Origin of the sequence: Arthrobacter sp. MYb213 (genome assembly GCF_002979915.1) — a bacterium.
Classification (GTDB): domain Bacteria; phylum Actinomycetota; class Actinomycetes; order Actinomycetales; family Micrococcaceae; genus Glutamicibacter.
The window spans coordinates 134,516-152,828 of sequence record NZ_PCQA01000006.1; the positions used below are offsets into that span (position 1 = coordinate 134,516).

An 18,313-nucleotide genomic window follows, 5' to 3' on the forward strand; every position below is an offset into this window, starting at 1 on the left:
CGAGTAAACCTTTACGTGCGACTTAGAACAGTCGGGGAATGGTGGTGCCAAGTGCGGCGATAAAAATTGCGTAGAAGGCTCCAACGATCAGAATCGAGTAAATCGTGGCGGACCTCCAGCGTTCGCCGCCCAGCCAGCGCATCCAGACGAAACACAACAGTAGTGAGGGGATTTCAAATCCAACCAGTGGCATCAGCACCACCATGAGGATCAGCGTTGCGAAACCAATGACCGCGTACCAGCTCATGGAGCTGAATTTCTCACCGTCTTTACCACCTGCACGACCCACGATGATCTGCACCACCGACATCACCGCCGCGATCAGCGTGATGATAAACGGCCACATTCCAGCAGCCGGAGCTGCGGGCGTGCCCAGCCCCAACCCGATCGAGATCACCATTCCGATGATGCTCAAGGCAAGAACTACCAGAGAAGAAAACAGGTTCGCTATAGGCCCTGCTGGGTCCGGCGCTTCTGCCTCCCATTGGGCGGCGAGCTCCTCCGGCGTGAGGGTCTCTTCTTCGTCAGTATTTGGCGGGACTTCGAGAGCAGCAGGCATTTTTCCCTGCTTGTCCTCGACCTTTTTCGCATCCATTACTTTCATCCTTTGGTTCTCACTTTCGGGTTGGGAGCCGGTAACTGAGAACTACTTACCTGCCAGCGAGATCTTGTGCTCTTCGGTCAGTTCCTTGTATTTGGCAGCTAGTTCGTTCCATTCGGTCACGACTTCTTCACCCGAAACTTCGTGAGGGCTCAACATGTTCTGCTTGTTGAAGTCCTTGTAGGTGTCGGTGGCTACCGCGTCCTGGATGGAGGTAACGAGCTTTTCCTTCGCCGCATCGTTCAAGCCCTTAGGGGCCGCGATTGCGCGGTACTGGGAAACCGGAACTTCGTAGCCGGATTCAATGGCAGTAGGTACGTCGGGAAGGAACTCATTGCGATCCTTGGAGAAGACCACAATCGGGGTGACCGTCCCGGCATCAATCTGCGGCTTAGCTTCACCCAACTGGACGGTGGACACCTGAACCTGATCACCCATGACGGCTGTGAGCGCCGGGGAGCCGGAGTCGAAAGGAACCGTGGTTCCGTCAATATTGGCCTGTGCCATGAGTAGTTCCTGGGCCAGCTGCGAACCCGTTCCCACGCCAGTGGTGCCGAAGGACAACTTCTTATCACTGTTCTTGATATCATCCAGATTCTTTACACCCGATTCAGTGCTGGCGACCATGACATAGTCATCTTGGGATAGGCCCATCAAAACATCAAGATCATCGAGGGAGACAACTTCGTCTTCCGAAACTGCCAACGGAGTAATGGTGATCAACGAAGCGTTGAGCAGAATAAGATTCTGTCCGTCGGGAGCCATCGCCGCAACTTCTTGGGTGGCTAGTGCACCATTGGCACCTGGCTTATTAACTACCGGCATCGAAACGCCTAGTGATTCGGCCATGCCCTCGGCCGCGGCACGTGCGATCAGGTCGGTGGAACCACCTGGCGCCTGACCTACGGTGAGAGTTACTGGACCGTTGGGAAATTCGGCAGATGATGCATCGCTGCTACCGCCCACATTTCCGCCACATGCAGTCAAGGCCAATGCGGCACCCGCTGCAGTGAGTGAAAGCATTGCGCGTCGAGTCATACGATTTTTCATGGGAGATTCTCCTATGGTTGCGAGTGAACGTGACCAAGCACAAATAATCCGGTGAACCAGATCACTTACTTGGCCTCGGATACAGCCTAAGAAACAGATATGATGCATGTCCAAGGTCAACTATGCATGGAATGATGCCTGAAAGGTATTGAATGTTTACTCTGGATCAAGCTCGCAGCTTTGTTGCGGTGGCTGAAGAACTCCATTTCGGTCGGGCAGCCGAGCGACTAAATATGACACAGCCTCCACTCAGCAGACAGATTCAAAAGCTGGAACGCTCGGTCGGAGTTGAACTCTTAGATCGAGACAATCGCAGGGTTTCACTCACGGCAGCCGGCCACGCTTTCCTCGTTGACGCCAGGAGACTGGTGGTTGCCGCGGAGCGAGCCCCCGACAATGCCCGGCGGATTGCCGCCGGACAACTCGGTGAAATCCGCATTGGCTTTACCGCGGCGTCTGGCTTTAGCCTGCTCGGGCCGTTACTGGCAGAAATCAGCGAGCGCATGCCCAAGGTTCACCTCGAACTTTCGGAAATGGTAACTAGTGAACAAGTGGACGCATTGTTAGACGGCGACCTTGATATGGGCCTCGCCCGTCCACCATTTGACGAGAAGCTCTTTGAATCGGCACTGTTATTCTCGGAAGCTCTCTTCGTTGCGGTGCCCAGCGAACACCGACTTGCGACATTACCTCGGGACATCCTTTTCGCTGATCTCCGTGACGAACCGCTAATCATGCATTCACCGACCAAAGCACGCTACTTCTACGATTTAGTCGTTCGAAGGGTCGAAGTTGAACACAAAAACGTGCTTCACACGGTCAGCCAGATCCTCACCATGGTGGCCCTCGTCGCAGCTGGACGCGGAATCGCTTTTGTTCCGGAAAGCGCCAGACTTCTGGGTGTGGACGGTGTGCGCTATTTGAGGTTGGCGGAAATAACCGATGATCCGGTGCAACTACATGCGATCTGGAGCCGGGAATCGAGTAACCCTGCTCTGAGTGGGCTGGTGGAGATCATCAAGGGTGGATTGCACCACTGAGCGTTTTCCGCCGGCTAGTCGACTGAATGATGCCTAGAGGGTATCAAACAATACAAATATGGGCTTGGACAGGCATCATGAAACATCCATACGCTGGGATCAACGAACACGTTCCACCCACCTTCAGTCGAAGATAATTTAGCTGAATAAGAAAAAGGACTTTTCCATGGCTCAGTACACCCCTGTCGAACTTGCCGACAAGCTCAAAGACGGTCTGCTCTCATTCCCCGTCACCGCTTTTGACCAGAACCTCGAAGTCGATGAGGCAGCCTACCGCAGCCACCTTGCCTGGCAGTCAAGCTTCGATGTCGCTGGACTATTCGCAGCCGGTGGAACAGGTGAAGGCTTCGCGCTAACCGCCGAAGAAGCAGCCAAGGTAGTTTGCATGGCAGTTGAAGAAGCCGGTTCACGAGTTCCAGTGCTTGCCTCGGCCGGTGGCTCAACCAAGCAAGCCATCCAGAATGCAGGGGATGCGGAAGCTGCAGGTGCCGAAGGAATACTGCTCCTCCCTCCATACCTAACGGAATGCGATCAGGATGGCCTGTACGAACACGTCTCACAGGTATGTGCCTCCACGAAGACCGGCGTGATTGTCTACAACCGCGCCAACGCCATCTACTCGGCCGAAACCGTTGCCCGTTTAGCGGAGTGCCACGAAAACTTCATTGGTTTCAAGGATGCGCTGGGCGACATTGAGCATCTAACCAAGGTGTACGCCAAGAACGGTGATCGCTTGTTCTACCTGGGCGGATTGCCAACCGCGGAAACCTTCGCATTGCCACTGTTGCAGCTGGGCATGAGCACCTACTCCTCCGCAATGTACAACTTTGTCCCAGAGTTCGCTCTGGACTTCTACAAGGATGTCCGTGCTCAGGATCGCGTCGCTGTAAACGAAAAGCTGAACCGCTTTGTCCTGCCGTACTTGGATATTCGTGATCGCGTGAAGGGCTATGGTGTTTCCATTGTCAAGGGTGGCTTGAAAGCTATCGGCCGTGACTCCGGCTCCGTCCGCCCACCACTTCAGGATTTGACTGACAAGGATCTTGCAGATCTTTCAGCCTTGATCCAGCAGGCAGGGATCGTTCCTGCCGGTGCGAGCCTCTAAGCAGACTTCGTTCCTCACCGACACACCGACTCGTCGACTCAGGAGTAATTTATGAGCACCGCAATACAGAATTTGACCGGACAGTCCATCCTCGCCGGCGTCAGCACTACCGGCACCGGGCGTGCGGTCCACGGTTATAACCCGGCCACTAATGAGCCTTTGGAACCCGCATATTCGCTAATCGACGAGCAGCAACTGAAAACTGCCACCTCTGCGGCAGCGGAAGCATTCGAATCCTTCCGCTCCTTGGAGCCGGCAAAACACGCAGATTTCTTGGATGCCATTGCAGATAACATCGAGGCGGTGAGCACCGAACTAGTTGCACGGGCCATGTCGGAGACGGGTCTGCCCGAGGCACGCCTGACCGGCGAGCGCGGGCGCACCACCGGCCAGCTGCGTCTCTTTGCCAAGGTGGTTCGGCAGGGTGACCAGCACGGTGTTCGTGTAGACCCTGCGTTGCCAGAACGCACCCCCGCTCCACGTGTTGATATCCGCCAGCGGAAGATTCCTGTGGGCCCGGTGGCAGTTTTTGGAGCTTCGAATTTCCCATTGGCGTTCTCCACCGCTGGCGGCGACACCGCCTCCGCGCTGGCTGCCGGCTGTCCGGTAGTCTTCAAGGCTCACAATGCCCACCCCGGCACCAGCGAAATCGTGGGCCAGGCAATTACCAAGGCGATTGCGGAATTCAATCTGCATCCTGGAGTCTTCTCCTTGGTTTATGGTCCAGGTGCATCCATTGGGCAAGCGCTGGTCGCTGATCCAGTTATCAAGGCAGTAGGATTCACCGGCTCCCGTTCTGGTGGCACCGCACTGATGGCTACTGCCGCGGCTCGCCCGGAACCTATCCCGGTGTATGCCGAGATGAGTTCCATTAACCCGGTGATCTTCTTTGAGGGCGCATTGCAGGAGGATCCCCAGGACCAGGCCAAGGCCTACTTGGCGTCGGTGGTAGGTTCTTCGGGCCAACTGTGCACTGCTCCGGGCCTGGTTTTTGTCCCAGCGGGCGAAGCCGGTGACGCATTTGCTGCGGCCGTGAGCGGACAGGCTCCGGCAACTGCCGGGCAGACCATGCTCACCGAATCGATCTTCAAATCTTGGACTCAGGGAGTCGAAGCCTTGGGCAGCCAGGAGGGAGTACAGCTTTTGGGCCGCGGCTCTGAAGGTTCCACGCCGAACGCTCCGGCCCCGACCATCTACTCATCCGACGTTGCGCAGTTGCTGAGCAACCCAGTGTTGCAAGATGAAATTTTCGGTGCAGCTTCGCTGGTCATCCGCTACGCTAACGCTGAAGAATTGAAGACAGCGCTCGCCACGCTGGAAGGCCAACTCACCGCCACATTGCAGCTGACCGATGCTGATCATGAAGCAGCCGCCGCGGTCATCCCGACCTTGGAAACCAAGGTGGGACGCATCCTGGTTAATGGCTGGCCAACAGGTGTTGAGGTAGGACATGCCATGGTTCACGGTGGACCGTTCCCAGCCACCTCGGATCCTCAGACCACTTCGGTCGGTACGCTGGCAATCGAACGATTCCTGCGTCCGGTGGCTTACCAGAACTTCCCGGATGGACTTCTGCCCAAGCCTATTGGCACAGATAACCCGTGGAACCTCACCCGTCGCATTGATGGCACCCTGAAGACTGTTGGAGAGTAATAGATGAATAATCAGCCAACTATCTCTTCGGTCCAGGTCATTCCCGTCGCCGGTCACGATTCAATGCTCCTGAACCTTTCGGGAGCGCACGGTCCATTCTTTACTCGCAACATCACCATCGTGACCGATTCGGACGGCCGCACAGGACTCGGCGAGGTACCGGGCGGAGAAGCAATCCGTTCGACCATCGAAGAGGCCGGCGCGCTGCTCGTTGGCGCTCCTGTGGCCAAGTATCGTTCGTTGCTTCGTCAGATTTCTGCACGTTTCGCAGATCGTGATGCCGGCGGGCGCGGTGCCCAAACCTTTGACCTGCGCACCACCGTCCACGCGGTTACCGCGCTTGAATCTGCGCTACTAGACCTTCACGGCCAGTTCCTCGGCGTACCCGTAGCCGAACTACTCGGTGACGGCCAGCAGCGCGATGCGGTGCCAATGCTTGGTTACCTGTTCTACGTGGGCAACCCAGATCAGACCGATCTTCCGTACCTGCGCGAGCCACAGGGCGCGGACGACTGGGAACGCGTGCGCCGCGAAGAAGCTATGACCCCTGAGGCCATAGTCCGTCTGGCAGAAGCTGCACAGGCACGTTATGGATTCAAGGACTTCAAACTCAAGGGTGGCGTTCAGGAAGGTGACGCGGAAGTTGATGCGGTTATAGCGTTGAAGCAGCGTTTCCCCGAGGCTCGCATCACCCTAGATCCCAATGGCGGTTGGCTGTTGAAGGACGCTATTCGTTTGGGAGAGCGCATGAAGGGGATCGTCGCTTACGCAGAGGATCCTTGCGGTCCCGAAGGTCGCTTCTCTGGCCGCGAGATCATGAGCGAATTCCGCCGTGCTACTGGCCTGCAAACCGCTACCAATATGATCGCCACCGACTGGCAGGAAATGGCGCATGCGGTCCGCACCAATGCGGTGGATATCCCACTGGCTGACCCGCATTTCTGGACCATGTCAGGCTCGGTGCGTGTGGCTCAGTTGTGCAACGAGTTCGGCCTGACTTGGGGCTCGCACTCCAACAACCACTTCGATGTGTCGCTGGCAATGTTCACTCAGGTGGGCGCGGCAGCACCAGGAGAGATCACCGCTTTGGATACGCACTGGATCTGGCAGGATGGCCAAGGACTGACCGAGGAACCGCTATTGATTCGTGATGGAGAAATCAAGGTTCCGCAACGTTCCGGATTGGGCGTCACCCTGGATATGGATGGTGTGCAGCAGGCTCACGAGCTTTACCTCGAGCATGGTTTGGGTTCACGTGATGATGCGGTATCCATGCAGTACCTGATCCCAGAATGGAGCTTCGATTCAAAGCGTCCATGTCTGGTGCGCTAATAGGTTCCAGCATTCAGCAATGATGAGTTCAAAGACGGTGGGATAAACCTCGGGGTTTGTCCCACCGTCTTTGGCCGTGTTCCATTTTGTGCGGCAGCGACAATAACTTGGTCAGGAAAGTAATATGCAGGAAGTATTGCAAGGGTTCACCGTAGTTCTTATCTTGATTGGGCTCGGTCTGGCCGTCTCGGTATTCCTCCCGCGTAAACGCGACGTTATCGCCAAGGGGCTAACTCCCCTGATCTTCTACATCACCAACCCCGCCCTGATGTTTGTCTTACTTTCGGACACGGACCTGCGTGCGGTCATCGGGGTCTTTGCACCCATAGCGCTGATCACCGCGGTGTTGACCGGCGGATTGTACGCACTGTTGGCCAAGGTAATATTCAAGACTCCCAGCAGTCGTTTGCCGGCAGCTGCAATGTCCACCAGCTACGTGAACGCGGGAAATATCGGCGTTCCCTTAGCGCTTTACGCTGTGGGCAGCACCAGCCCGGTTGTCTCGGTGCTCATTGCGCAACTATTAATCATTGCGCCGGTTTATCTTTGCATCTTTGCCCTGACTTCACGCAAGAACCGTGAGTCCCAGGGCACCCAGCATCTGGGAATAACCATTCTCAAATCCATCGCCAACCCGGTCACCATTGCCACATTCATCGGGGCGGTATTCTCCTTCTTTGGATGGAAACTTCCCGAAGTGCTGCACTCCCCCATTCAGATGTTGGGAGATGCTTCTATTCCGTTGCTCCTCATGGCTTTCGGCATGGCTCTTTACGGCCAACGTCCGCTATCCGACAAGTCGTTGAGACCCGAAATCTACCTTGCCGCCTTCTTCAAGGTGCTGTTCATGCCCATACTCGCGTGGGTTGTAGCGCATCTGATTTTCGGGCTGGACGGCGTGGTGCTGCTCGGGGTGGTCATCATGGCCGCCCTTCCCACCGCACAAAACGTTTTGCTCTTTTCCCAGCAGTTCAAGCTCAACCTTGCCATCCCTAGAGAAGTCATCCTTACCAGTACCCTCTTGACCATTCCAGTCGTGTTGCTCGCGACGTTCCTACTTGGATAATTCGGTCTGAGATCACGCAGAAATGGATGTCTTGCACTCTCTTGACGGAAAATTGACGATGGTCACCATCATCCGCTGCTGTTAAGGAATATTGCCTTAGCTGATGAACGCCGTCTTTCATGAGCAACTTCAACGAATCGTATTGGCCGGGCAACGACTGCTTGGTGGGGCGCAGATCGGTGCGTTTTGTCGAAAATCAGGACCTCATTGTTATGGCTGGCTATCTGTTGCTGCAGAGTGCATTCAGACACGAGTGGAAGACCGCTGCTGACAATTTCAGGGCGTTATTGACTCGGCCGCTGATCTTCGTTGTGCGAAATCACAGCACCTTCAACACTTACCAATGAATCCAAGAAAACGTCTTTTAGACGTTTCACAGCTGGGTTAGATGAGGATTCGTCCCACGCAAGAAATATGTCAGAATGATTTAGATCTGCCAACCCATCAGGTCCGATAAGTTCTTCAAATACGACGTTGTTCGGGGCAAAATTCATGGCGCTAGCCGGAACGAGTGAGACCCCCAGACCTACTCCAACCAAGGCCATCAACGCAGGAATCTGACTGGCTACCTGTGAAATTGTAGGTTTGGCACTGACCGAATCAAAGAGCCGCAGAACCAGATCATAGAAGTATCGTGCCTCACTCGTGGAATACATCATCAAGGGAAGCCCAACCAACTCTTTAATCAGTACCCCCTTACCGGTCACGAGGTGATGACCTTCGGGCAGAGCCACCACTAGACGGTCTTTCCTGATTAGGCAGGTTGTTATACCCGACCGATGTACCACCGGGCGTAAGAGCCCGATATCAATCGTTCCTTTGCTCAGGGCGTCAAGCTGATCCACCGATACCGCTTCGCGTAACACCATGGTCAATTCGGGGAGCTTTTGGGCTGCCCGTGCCAGGAATTCGGGTAGCACCGACTGTCCTGCCACCGAGGTATAACCGACCACGACAGTGCCGGATTCACCGGTTGATACGCGTGATACCTCGAGGCTGGTTTTCCGGCTCATATCAAGGATTCGTCGCGCATTGGGCAGAAGCACTTCGCCAGCTGCGGTGAGCGCGACATTGCGCGAGGTGCGAATGAACAACTTAGCTTGGAGCTCACGCTCAAGCAATTGAATTTGCCGACTCAGCGGAGGTTGGGTCATGTTCAGCCGTTCGGCGGCTGCACCGAAGTGCAGCTCTTCTGCGACGGCGACGAATGACTCTAGCTGAATCAGAGAGAACATCAATACACTCCTTGAATCGTTGATTGCATTATTTAGCTTGGACAGGTATCGATCCACACACTTAGTCTGAGTCTAAACGGCAATGAAAACGGGAGTACAAAAATGTCGCATTCTTCCTCGCTCAACAGCATCTCATCTGGACCGGTTGGAACCACCCGAGGCCCTGTGCGAATCACCGATATTGAGATCACGCCGGTGGCATTCGCCGACCCTCCCCTACTGAACTCAGTGGGGGTCCACGAACCATTTGCGCTTCGCGCCATCTTGGTGATGCGTACCGAGGATGGAACATATGGGTTGGGGGAAACGTACGGCGATCAAGCCCATGTAATTCGACTTCGTCGAGCCGCCGAGCTCCTCATCGGCGCAGATGTATTTAACACCAACCAAATCTCTGCCTTGGTCTCACAATCGTTGATGGATGACCGAGGTATTGGGGGTCATGGAACCGGCGGAATGGTGACCACCACTTCTCTCGATGACCGGGTACTTTCGGCCTTCGATGTCGCCTGTCTAGATATTCAAGGAAAAATTCTTGGATTGCCGGTCAGTGCTCTACTAGGCGGCGCGGTTCGCAAGCAAATTGATTTCAGCGGATACCTCTTTTACAAGTGGGCCGGTCATCCCGGGCAGTCCACCGATTTTTGGGGTGAAGCGCTGGACCCAGCCGGAATCGTTGCCCAAGCTCGCAAGATGATCCGAGACTATGGCTTTAGGGCGCTCAAACTTAAGGGCGGAGTTTTCCCACCCGAACAGGAAGCCGAAGCAATCTTCGCCCTGCGCAAAGAATTTCCCCAAATCCCGCTGCGAATCGACCCCAATGGCGTGTGGACCGTGGAAACTGCGATTCGGGTAGGGCACCAGCTGGGCTCGGTACTCGAATATTTAGAGGACCCCTGCCTCTCGATTGCCGACAACGCGAAAGTTCGGCACGCTATCACGCTGCCCATTGCCACGAATATGTGCGTTGTGTCCTTTACCGATTTACCGTCAGCGATTGTGGCAGAAGCCATCGATGTGGTGTTATCTGATCATCATTTCTGGGGCGGGCTCAATAGATCTCGGCTCTTGTCAGGAATTGCCGACACCTTTGGTCTGCGCCTATCTATGCATTCTAATTCTCATCTGGGGATCAGCTTCGCTGCAATGATTCAGCTCGCCGCAGCGACTAAAAATATCGATTACGCCTGTGACACCCACTGGCCGTGGAAACGTCCCGAAGATGATGTCATTGTTCCCGGAGTTTTGGAGATCTCAGAAGGTTCGGTCAAGGTGCCTACAGCACCGGGCTTGGGAGTGGAACTTGACGAGGATGCGCTGGCACGCATGCATCAGCAATATTTGGATTGTGGAATCACCCAGCGTGATGACACGAGCTATATGAAGAGCATCGACCCATCCTTTGAGCTCAAGAGCCCCCGGTGGTAATGCCGCTTCGAGTGGTGGTCACCGACCCGATCGTTTCGCGGTTTGCTTCGTTGTTCAAAAATCTCGGGCATGAACACGATTGGCAGTTCGTCGCGCACCTTTCTTCTGCCGAACAGTCACAGGCCATATTCGAGGCGGAGGTGCTTGTCTGCGCGAAGCTCAGCGCCGAGGATGCCAAAATTTGCTCGGCAGGACTGGTCCACGTGACCGGTTCGGGTACCGACCGTCTTGCCTTAGCTCAGTTGCCGGGCTCAACTGCCATAGCTCGCACGGCGCACCATGAACGATCAATCGCCGAACATATCCTGATGGTGATCATGGCTCATCAACGTCGTCTGTTCAAAGTCACCGAAGAACTACGTGATGGTCTCTGGCGAACAGTTTCCACAGACTCTGCGGTCCCTATGCACCACACCTTCGCGGACCTCACGATTGGCTTTATTGGGTTGGGAGCTATTGGTGAGCAAACGCTGGAATTTACCTCCGCATTGGGCGCCAATGCAGTTGCCGTGCGTCGCACCATGCCTACTTGCAACCCTCCAAATCCACGGATGACGTGGGTTAGAGACATGAATTCATTACCAGAGCTCCTCGAGGTCTCTGATGTGGTGGTTCTCGGATTACCGCTAACGAACGAAACTCGCGGACTTATTGGGTCCAAGGAACTGACTCAGATGCGTAATGATGCGCTGCTAATAAATGTCTCGCGCGGTGCAATCGTTGACCGAGAAGCTCTGCATCTGGCCTTGAGCAACGGAACTATTGGCGGGGCCGCCCTAGACGTTTGGTGGGACGCACCTCAAGGAACACAGGCACCTACAGATGTCCAAGACTTTGCGAGCCTGCCGAACGTCATCTGCACGCCTCATTATTCAGGACATGCAGCCCAAACCTTCGAAATGCGTGTCAGAGAAATTACCAACAACATCAATTCGTTCGCCGACCAGCGTCCATTGAGTAACACAGTGGGCTAGGTCCAAGAACCTTGGCGGACTCACCGAGAGGGCGATGGACTCGATCAGGGGCTCCGACCCACACTCTCATGACACTTCTGACAGGAATCTTCAATCGAGCTTCAACCGTCCATCGTCGTCACGATGAGCAAATCAACCTGTTCAACATTGGGTACCTCGCCCGCGCGATTGAAGACGGTGCCGCAGTTCCAGTGCATTTCGAGACGCGACGTACCAAAGTTCAGCCGGCAGAGGTCGAGGGTCTTTGCGATACCTCGCTTCCGCCGTGGCACAGAATATCAAGCAGTTCTTCGATGACGGCGAAATGCCCGAGGCAACCATTAACTCTGAGTTAAGAGTTTGGAGGGAGGGCGAACGGCACGTTCAACGCGAAGTCAAGATCTACAACTTAGACAAGGTACTGGGGAAGGCCTTGAGCTAAAAGTTCTCCTGAACTCAGCCGATCCCCTCACCCAAAGCCAGCCTTCCCCAACTGATTAACCTTGACGTGCTGAACAGTGCATCCAAACTGCTGAGCGAACCTGAACACCTGGCAAACAGGGGGAAGAAGACCACGCGCCCACGGCACAACTTGTCGAGTTGGCCTGCCGTCCTGGCGGTGTCCCCAGGAATCCCGTCTTCTGCCCCACGGACCGTGCTCATCCCTGTTAGGTACCACTGATCTGCCGGAACCTGGCGCACCCAATGTCCTGTGTTATCCGGCAATGACTCGTCCTAAGCGCCGGAGCTGCACCGGATCGGGAAAAAAGCGGCGCCTTGCCGGACGATGCCCGGTGGAATGTCAGGTTGCTCGCAAATCCTTGATAACCAAACGATCGGTCAATAATTCTGCACAGCAGAATCTTCGAGCTTGCAGGTGTGAGACAGGGAACACTTGAACCTATGACTTCACCCATCCCTAGTATCACTTCCAGTGTGACCAGCCAGAATCATGCGAATTCCGGCCGGCCAACCGGTTCAAAGAAGCTGTCACAGCGCAAAGCTGTTTTGGCGATTCTGACCTGTTGGCTACTGGTGGTCTTTGATGGGTATGACCTGATTGTCTACGGAACGGTTCAGTCTTCGTTGCTTGCCATGGACGATTGGGGACTCACTCCAACAACCATGGGAACCATCGGTTCTCTGGCATTCGTAGGCATGATGATTGGCGGCCTTGGCGCCGGTAGGCTCGCCGACGCGCTGGGTCGGCGCCGCACCATTTTGGCCTGTGCCATTATTTTCTCCACACTGACCATCCTGTGCGCCTTTGCGCCAAACCCGGTGGTCTTTGGGCTGCTACGCCTGTTGTCTGGTATCGGTTTGGGCGGTCTAGTTCCGTCCGCGAACGCGATGGTCGCCGAGCTGGTCCCTGACCGCTGGCGCTCCACCATGGCTACCTTGATGATGTCGGGCGTACCAATTGGTGGCTCCATCGCCGCAGTCACGGGCATTTGGGTGATCCCCGCCTTCGGCTGGGAAATGATGTTCTTACTGGCAATCATTGCGTTGATTGTCGTTGTTCCTATGGGCTTTCGCTATCTTCCAGAAACTCTTTCCTTTGAGCACCGCAGCGGACCAGGCGCCCGTCGCGGTTCTGGATTTGGGCAGATCCTGCGTGCCCCCTATCTACGCGCTTCAGTTCTCTTCGCTACCGCCTCAGTAGCTATCCTCTTTGCTTGGTACGGGCTGGGTACTTGGCTACCGAGCCTGATGGAACAAGCCGGGTACGATTTAGGCTCTGCACTAACATTTGCGCTGGCGCTGAACCTCGGTGCAGTGGCAGGTTCGGTAATTACCGCATGGGCCGGAGATCGCTTCGGCGCGGCGCCATCCTCCGCCTTGGCCGCTCTCGTTGCCGGTATAGCCTTGGCCGTCATCATGACCACTCCACCAGTTGCTGTCGTCTATGCCATGCTGATCCTTGCCGGTGTAGGAACTCACGGCACCGCCGCATTGCTTATCGCAGCGGTCGCCAACCACTATCCGGAACATCTGCGAGGGACCGCCCTTGGCTGGGCCATGGGTATGGGACGTATTGGCGCAGTAGCGGCACCTCAGGTTGGTGGCTTACTACTAGCCTCCGGTCTAGGCGTCAATTCAAACTTCCTCGTATTCGCACTCGGCGCTGTAGTCGCGGCGGTACTCTTTGGCGTCATCACCTTCCGGGTAAAACCAGTAGTGGATTCCGCGCCGCAAGCCGTGAAGTAACAAGACATCCGCTTTAGACCGCGGGCGGGCACCTTCTTTCAGAGGGTGCCCGCCTTTTCTGTTTAAGATGACAACCGACTACGACACGTCACCAACTTCTCGTACCATCGATCGGATTTCATCCTCAATTCGCTGGTCTTGAACATCCGGGCGCTACGCCTTCGCACCTCAATGCCACTAAGTGGCTCGGCCCGAAAACGCTGAGCCGGCTACGACGTCTTAGTCGCACGAGCAGCGACCAGACCCTCACAAGAAGGCCCGCGAAAACCTTAATCAAATGATTAGAATACGCAAGAAATATATTGCCTCATGTAGTTTCACGTGACTTTTCGGACTCCGCGTTCGACGCTCGAATGGAATGAGACATCAGATCTACGTACTCAGTTTTCAATTTAGTTACACGTTTGCCTTAGTCAGCGGAATTATGAAATATTCCTAGGTACATTTTCTGCGCGCTGAAGATAATTTCCAACTACACCGCGGTGCTCCCACGATTGAAGTTCCTAAAATTATGAAGTCGGAGTTTCTTCCGCAGAATATTATAAAAGATTTATTTGATAAGCACTTCCTTCAAGATAACGAACAGGTTACGCTCCATATCGGCACACATCACCTCGACTGATCACCGACTTCAGTGCGCTCAAAATCAATCAAGGAGAACATTCATGGCACGTTTTTCCCCTCTCAGACGAACCTTGGCGCTATCCGCGGCAGTGGCCATCGGTTTCGCAGGACTTGGCGCCGGCGCCTTACCTGCTTCTGCTCAACCGATCAAAGTTCCCACCGAAAAGTCCACTCCCTCACCAGATAACGAGGCAACCGTCAAGATCGGTCCACCCGTAGACGGCGAGGCCTACGACCAGTTCATCGTCACTTACAAGGCTTCGGCGCAGAACGACGGCAAGCCAGGACGAGCCAAGGCCTGGGGCAAGGCTGCCAAGGAAGCAGGAGTTTCTGTTAAAGAACTTCGCGCCATGGCGACCGGAAGTTTTGTAGTGAAAGCCAACAAAGAACTCAAAGGCAAAGACGCCAAGCAGTTCATGACCGACATGGCAAAGTCCGGTCTCATCGAGGCAATCGAACCCGATGCCATGATGAAAATTTCAATGAGTCCAAATGACACCCGGTATTCCGAGCAGTGGCACTACAGCGGAACCAACGGCATGCGGCTACCCTCCGCTTGGGACACCGCTACCGGAAATGGAAGCGTCGTCGCTGTCCTCGATACCGGAATCACCTCACATTCAGACCTGAATGCAAATGTTCTACCCGGCTATGACTTCGTCTCCGACGCAAGCTCTGCACGAGACGGCAATGGCCGAGATTCCAATGCACAGGATCAGGGCGACTGGTACGCCGCTGGTGAATGCGGCGGTAGCAGTTCAGGAAGTTCTTCATGGCACGGCACGCACGTGGCCGGTACCGTAGCGGCCGTCACCGACAACGGTAAGGGCGTTGCTGGCGTAGCACCAGATGCAAAGATCCAGCCTGTCCGTGTGCTCGCTAAATGCGGCGGTAGCCTTTCTGACATCTCTGACGCGATCATTTGGGCCTCCGGTGGCTACGTTCCTGGGGTACCAACTAATTCAAATCCCGCTGACACCATCAATATGTCACTAGGTGGCGGTGGAGCCTGCGGAAGCACTTATCAAGCAGCCATCGATACCGCGGTTTCACGTGGCACCTCGGTCATCGTGGCGGCAGGAAATGAAAGTCAGAACGCCTCAAATGTTCGCCCCGCCAACTGCTCCAATGTTGTCGTAGTGGCAGCGAGCAATCCTTCGGGTGGCCCGTCCTTCTATACCAACTACGGTTCAGCCATTGATGTCACGGCGCCAGGTGGCGACACCCGATACGCCGGCCAGGGAGTACTGTCCACCATCAATACCGGTTCTACCACCCCATCCAGTGAAGGTTACGCTTTTTATCAGGGCACCTCTATGGCTACACCACACGTAGCCGGCATGGTGGCACTGATGAAATCGAAGTCCCCCTCGCTGACCCCTGCACAGGTTGAATCGGCGCTGAAAAACGGAACCCGCGCAATGCCGGCAGGCTGCAGCATTGGTTGCGGCACCGGGCTAGTTGATGCAACGAAGATCATGACTGCACTCGGTGGGAGCACCCCCGATCCAGAGCCAGACCCTCAGCCAGAACCCGGTGAAAATCTTCTGAAGAACTCGGGGTTTGAAGATGGATCAAGTGGTTGGACCGCCAACCGGGCCGACACCTTCGAAACCGGTTCTGCAGCTCGCACCGGCAACGGACTGGCCGGCCTAAACGGTTGGGGCAGTTCCAATACTTACACCCTGGACCAGAAGGTCACCATCCCGTCCTCGGCTACCAGCGCGCAGCTAAAGTTTTATCTGCGGGTGCTGACCAATGAGACCACGTCTTCTTATGCCTACGACAAGTTGACCGTGCAGGTACTTGATGGATATGGCACCTACAACGTGGGTAGCTGGTCGAATTTGGATGCAGGATCTTCATACAATGAACGCAGCATTAATCTGAATAACTTCCGCGGCAAGACTGTCACCCTGCGCTTCAAGGGGGTCGAAGATTCAGCCAAGGCTACGGTGTTCCGCATCGATGACGCATCGGTAAGCGCTAGCTAGGCACTAATCGCCGCGTGGCATTGGAGATGGAACCCAGATTCCTAGTTCCAGCTTCATAAGAAGTCGTGGGTCTAAGCTATCGCAACATGACAAAAGCAGAAGCAATCCGGCATGAACGCCCGATTGCTTCTGCTCTTGTTTCTATTCCTAATCCTGGGCCGGCTGGGTGCCGCCAGACTTCGTAACGAACTTTGGTTTCTGCTTGAGCATCCACCGAACAATCAAGGCTAAGCCGACCAGCAGAATTACCAGCATGATGGTTCCGGCGTTCAGTCCGAATCCGTGGATAAAGAGGAAGGAAACAACACCGCCAGCTAGGCAGTAGTAGATCGTGACCAGAATCGTCTTGCGCAATAGATCGCCTTCACGCCCTAGCAAGCCAACTGTTGCCGATGCTGCAACAATATTATGAATGGAAATCGGATTGCCTCCGGCACCACCAATAGCCTGCGCCGCAACGATAGATTCCGGCGGAACTCCGATCTGCGCTCCGGTGGAGAACTGGAATTGGGAGAAGGTCAGGTTGGAAATGGTATTTGATCCGGCTACGAATGCCCCCAGAGCCCCGATCCACGGTGCAATTAGTGGCCAGGCGCCGCCTGAGACTGCGGCTGCGCCCTCGGCCAGCGTCACCGGAATGCTGGAGAGTCCAGAATTATTCAATTCCGGCCCGGATTGAATCAGGATACGCACCAAAGGAACCGCGAAGAGCAGGGCAACAGCGGTGCCAAATAGCTGCGCGGCCGAGACTTTGAAGGCACGTGCGATTTGCGCGCCATTCATCTTGTGCAGCACAAAAGCGAAGACGGAAGCAAGAATCAGCACAAAGCCTGGCAGGTAGAACGGCTGAATGCTGGTACTGATTCCGGTGCCGAGAATATCGTTCACCGGAATGGCAAGCCCCGTCAAGAAGGTTTTCACCTCGGGGATCACACGGGTCGCGACCAACAGCGTGCCCATCAAAATATATGGTGCCCAGGCACGAATCAGGCTCATCTTCCCGGTCAGTTCCACCGCCTTAGCCGATTCGAGCGAGCCCATCCAACGCTGAGACCAGGTTTCTTTCGGTCCGAAGTCGAAGATCTCCTTGGGCATCAAGAACCCGCGACTAGAAGTGAACATAACCAGCGCGAGGCCGATTAGACCGCCAAATAGTGACGGGAATTCAGGCCCAAAGAAGCGGGCAGTGAGAACATAAGGAACCGTCATGGCCAAGGACGCGTAGATAGCAAAGGGCCAAACGGCCAACCCGTCGCGGAAGCGCCGTTCCGGGCCAAAGAAACCGGTAAGCATGCAGACCATGATCAGCGGAATGAGCAAACCTACGAGCGCGTGGATTATTGCGACTTCCAGGCCAATAGAGTTAATGAACTCCGGCATGGTCAGTCCCAGCACACTGACTCGTTCTGCAACGGCGGGATCGCCGCCAAGCCCCTGCTGGACACCAATCAAAATTGGTGTGCCCACGGCACCGAAGCTCACCGGTGTGCTCTGAATGATCAGACCCACCATCACGGCGGCCATCGCCGGGAACCCAAGGGCTAAGAGCAACGGTGCAACCACTGCGGCGGGGGTACCGAATCCCGAGGCCCCTTCGATGAAGCTACCAAATAGCCAGCCGATGATGACTGCCTGGACGCGGCGGTCGGGTGAAATGTTATTAAATCCGGCCCTGATGGCGTTCATTGCACCGCCCACGGTTAGCGTCGCGAGCAAGAGTAGGGCACCGAAAACGATGTATAGCATTGTGGCGGCAACAACGAGCCCCTCAATCGAGGCGGCAAGCACCCCGCTGAAGTCCATCTTCCAGACGAACAATGCCACGAGTACCGCAACGACGTATCCGACCGGCATGGCGAATTTTGCGGGCCAACGGAATCCTACGAGTAACACCCCGACTACCAATATTGGTGCGAGCGCGAGCAACGCGAGCACTCCTAAGTTGTCCATATTTCGGATCCTCTCTGACCATACTTTCGCAGCATTCCCATCTGCATGTAGACAGCTCCACTTGGTGCGAGAAA

General features: G+C 55.3%; 14 protein-coding genes. 10 read left to right on the forward strand and 4 right to left on the reverse strand.

The window, feature by feature from the left end; translation table 11 throughout:
- Positions 1 to 22: 22 nt before the first annotated feature.
- Both CQ011_RS14460 and CQ011_RS14465 read right to left on the reverse strand, forming a co-directional pair.
- Positions 23 to 595 carry a tripartite tricarboxylate transporter TctB family protein gene (locus CQ011_RS14460; RefSeq protein ID WP_286161216.1) on the reverse strand — a complete coding sequence of 191 codons (573 nt, stop codon included), beginning with the start codon at positions 593 to 595 and terminating at the stop codon, positions 23 to 25.
- A gap of 51 nt (positions 596 to 646) precedes the next feature.
- On the reverse strand, positions 647 to 1,651 hold the full coding sequence (locus CQ011_RS14465; RefSeq protein WP_105678413.1) for a tripartite tricarboxylate transporter substrate binding protein: 1,005 nt from the start codon (positions 1,649 to 1,651) through the stop codon (positions 647 to 649).
- A gap of 152 nt (positions 1,652 to 1,803) precedes the next feature.
- Here CQ011_RS14465 and CQ011_RS14470 point away from each other — a divergent pair, with 152 nt between their 5' ends.
- The 5 genes from CQ011_RS14470 (at position 1,804) to CQ011_RS14490 (ending at position 7,847) form a co-directional block, all read left to right on the forward strand.
- On the forward strand, positions 1,804 to 2,691 hold the full coding sequence (locus CQ011_RS14470; RefSeq protein WP_105678414.1) for a LysR family transcriptional regulator: 888 nt from the start codon (positions 1,804 to 1,806) through the stop codon (positions 2,689 to 2,691).
- A gap of 166 nt (positions 2,692 to 2,857) precedes the next feature.
- A complete protein-coding gene (kdgD, locus tag CQ011_RS14475) occupies positions 2,858 to 3,796 on the forward strand; it encodes a 5-dehydro-4-deoxyglucarate dehydratase (protein WP_105678415.1) in 939 nt (312 codons plus the stop codon).
- Positions 3,797 to 3,847: 51 nt separating this feature from the next.
- Positions 3,848 to 5,449 carry an aldehyde dehydrogenase (NADP(+)) gene (locus CQ011_RS14480; RefSeq protein WP_105678416.1) on the forward strand — a complete coding sequence of 534 codons (1,602 nt, stop codon included), beginning with the start codon at positions 3,848 to 3,850 and terminating at the stop codon, positions 5,447 to 5,449.
- A 3-nt stretch (positions 5,450 to 5,452) separates the two neighbouring features.
- Entirely contained in the window at positions 5,453 to 6,781 is a 1,329-nt protein-coding gene (locus CQ011_RS14485) for an enolase C-terminal domain-like protein (protein WP_105678417.1), read from the forward strand.
- A 124-nt stretch (positions 6,782 to 6,905) separates the two neighbouring features.
- A complete protein-coding gene (locus tag CQ011_RS14490) occupies positions 6,906 to 7,847 on the forward strand; it encodes an AEC family transporter (RefSeq protein ID WP_105678418.1) in 942 nt (313 codons plus the stop codon).
- Between the two features lie 284 nt (positions 7,848 to 8,131).
- Here CQ011_RS14490 and CQ011_RS14500 read toward each other — a convergent pair whose 3' ends face one another.
- Positions 8,132 to 9,082, reverse strand: a complete 951-nt coding sequence (locus tag CQ011_RS14500; RefSeq protein ID WP_105678419.1) for a LysR family transcriptional regulator — start codon at positions 9,080 to 9,082, stop codon at positions 8,132 to 8,134.
- A gap of 102 nt (positions 9,083 to 9,184) precedes the next feature.
- Here CQ011_RS14500 and CQ011_RS14505 point away from each other — a divergent pair, with 102 nt between their 5' ends.
- The 5 genes from CQ011_RS14505 (at position 9,185) to CQ011_RS14525 (ending at position 16,289) form a co-directional block, all read left to right on the forward strand.
- A complete protein-coding gene (locus CQ011_RS14505; protein ID WP_105678420.1) occupies positions 9,185 to 10,510 on the forward strand; it encodes an enolase C-terminal domain-like protein in 1,326 nt (441 codons plus the stop codon).
- Entirely contained in the window at positions 10,510 to 11,484 is a 975-nt protein-coding gene (locus CQ011_RS14510; RefSeq protein WP_105678421.1) for an NAD(P)-dependent oxidoreductase, read from the forward strand. Before CQ011_RS14505 ends, CQ011_RS14510 begins: the two co-directional genes overlap by 1 nt.
- A 265-nt stretch (positions 11,485 to 11,749) precedes the next feature.
- Positions 11,750 to 11,905: a hypothetical protein gene (locus CQ011_RS17880; protein ID WP_181148134.1), complete on the forward strand. Its 156-nt coding sequence runs from the start codon at positions 11,750 to 11,752 to the stop codon at positions 11,903 to 11,905.
- 461 nt (positions 11,906 to 12,366) lie between these two features.
- The gene (locus CQ011_RS14520; RefSeq protein ID WP_105678423.1) at positions 12,367 to 13,671 is read left to right on the forward strand and encodes an MFS transporter; all 1,305 of its coding nucleotides are present in this window, start codon (positions 12,367 to 12,369) and stop codon (positions 13,669 to 13,671) included.
- A 665-nt stretch (positions 13,672 to 14,336) separates the two neighbouring features.
- A complete protein-coding gene (locus tag CQ011_RS14525) occupies positions 14,337 to 16,289 on the forward strand; it encodes a S8 family serine peptidase (protein ID WP_105678424.1) in 1,953 nt (650 codons plus the stop codon).
- Positions 16,290 to 16,436: 147 nt separating this feature from the next.
- Here CQ011_RS14525 and CQ011_RS14530 read toward each other — a convergent pair whose 3' ends face one another.
- Positions 16,437 to 18,239, reverse strand: a complete 1,803-nt coding sequence (locus CQ011_RS14530) for an L-lactate permease (RefSeq protein WP_105678425.1) — start codon at positions 18,237 to 18,239, stop codon at positions 16,437 to 16,439.
- Between the last annotated feature and the right edge of the window lie 74 nt (positions 18,240 to 18,313).

Coding starts and splice junctions, on each gene's coding strand:
- CQ011_RS14485 (WP_105678417.1), top strand. CDS start 5,453: ATGAATAATCAGCCAACTATCTCTTCGGTCCAGGTCATTCCCGTCGCC.
- CQ011_RS14465 (WP_105678413.1), bottom strand. CDS start 1,651: ATGAAAAATCGTATGACTCGACGCGCAATGCTTTCACTCACTGCAGCG.
- CQ011_RS14510 (WP_105678421.1), top strand. CDS start 10,510: ATGCCGCTTCGAGTGGTGGTCACCGACCCGATCGTTTCGCGGTTTGCT.
- CQ011_RS14505 (WP_105678420.1), top strand. CDS start 9,185: ATGTCGCATTCTTCCTCGCTCAACAGCATCTCATCTGGACCGGTTGGA.
- CQ011_RS14520 (WP_105678423.1), top strand. CDS start 12,367: ATGACTTCACCCATCCCTAGTATCACTTCCAGTGTGACCAGCCAGAAT.
- CQ011_RS14530 (WP_105678425.1), bottom strand. CDS start 18,239: ATGGACAACTTAGGAGTGCTCGCGTTGCTCGCGCTCGCACCAATATTG.
- CQ011_RS14460 (WP_286161216.1), bottom strand. CDS start 595: ATGGATGCGAAAAAGGTCGAGGACAAGCAGGGAAAAATGCCTGCTGCT.
- CQ011_RS14500 (WP_105678419.1), bottom strand. CDS start 9,082: ATGTTCTCTCTGATTCAGCTAGAGTCATTCGTCGCCGTCGCAGAAGAG.
- CQ011_RS14490 (WP_105678418.1), top strand. CDS start 6,906: ATGCAGGAAGTATTGCAAGGGTTCACCGTAGTTCTTATCTTGATTGGG.
- CQ011_RS14525 (WP_105678424.1), top strand. CDS start 14,337: ATGGCACGTTTTTCCCCTCTCAGACGAACCTTGGCGCTATCCGCGGCA.
- CQ011_RS14480 (WP_105678416.1), top strand. CDS start 3,848: ATGAGCACCGCAATACAGAATTTGACCGGACAGTCCATCCTCGCCGGC.
- CQ011_RS14470 (WP_105678414.1), top strand. CDS start 1,804: ATGTTTACTCTGGATCAAGCTCGCAGCTTTGTTGCGGTGGCTGAAGAA.
- kdgD (WP_105678415.1), top strand. CDS start 2,858: ATGGCTCAGTACACCCCTGTCGAACTTGCCGACAAGCTCAAAGACGGT.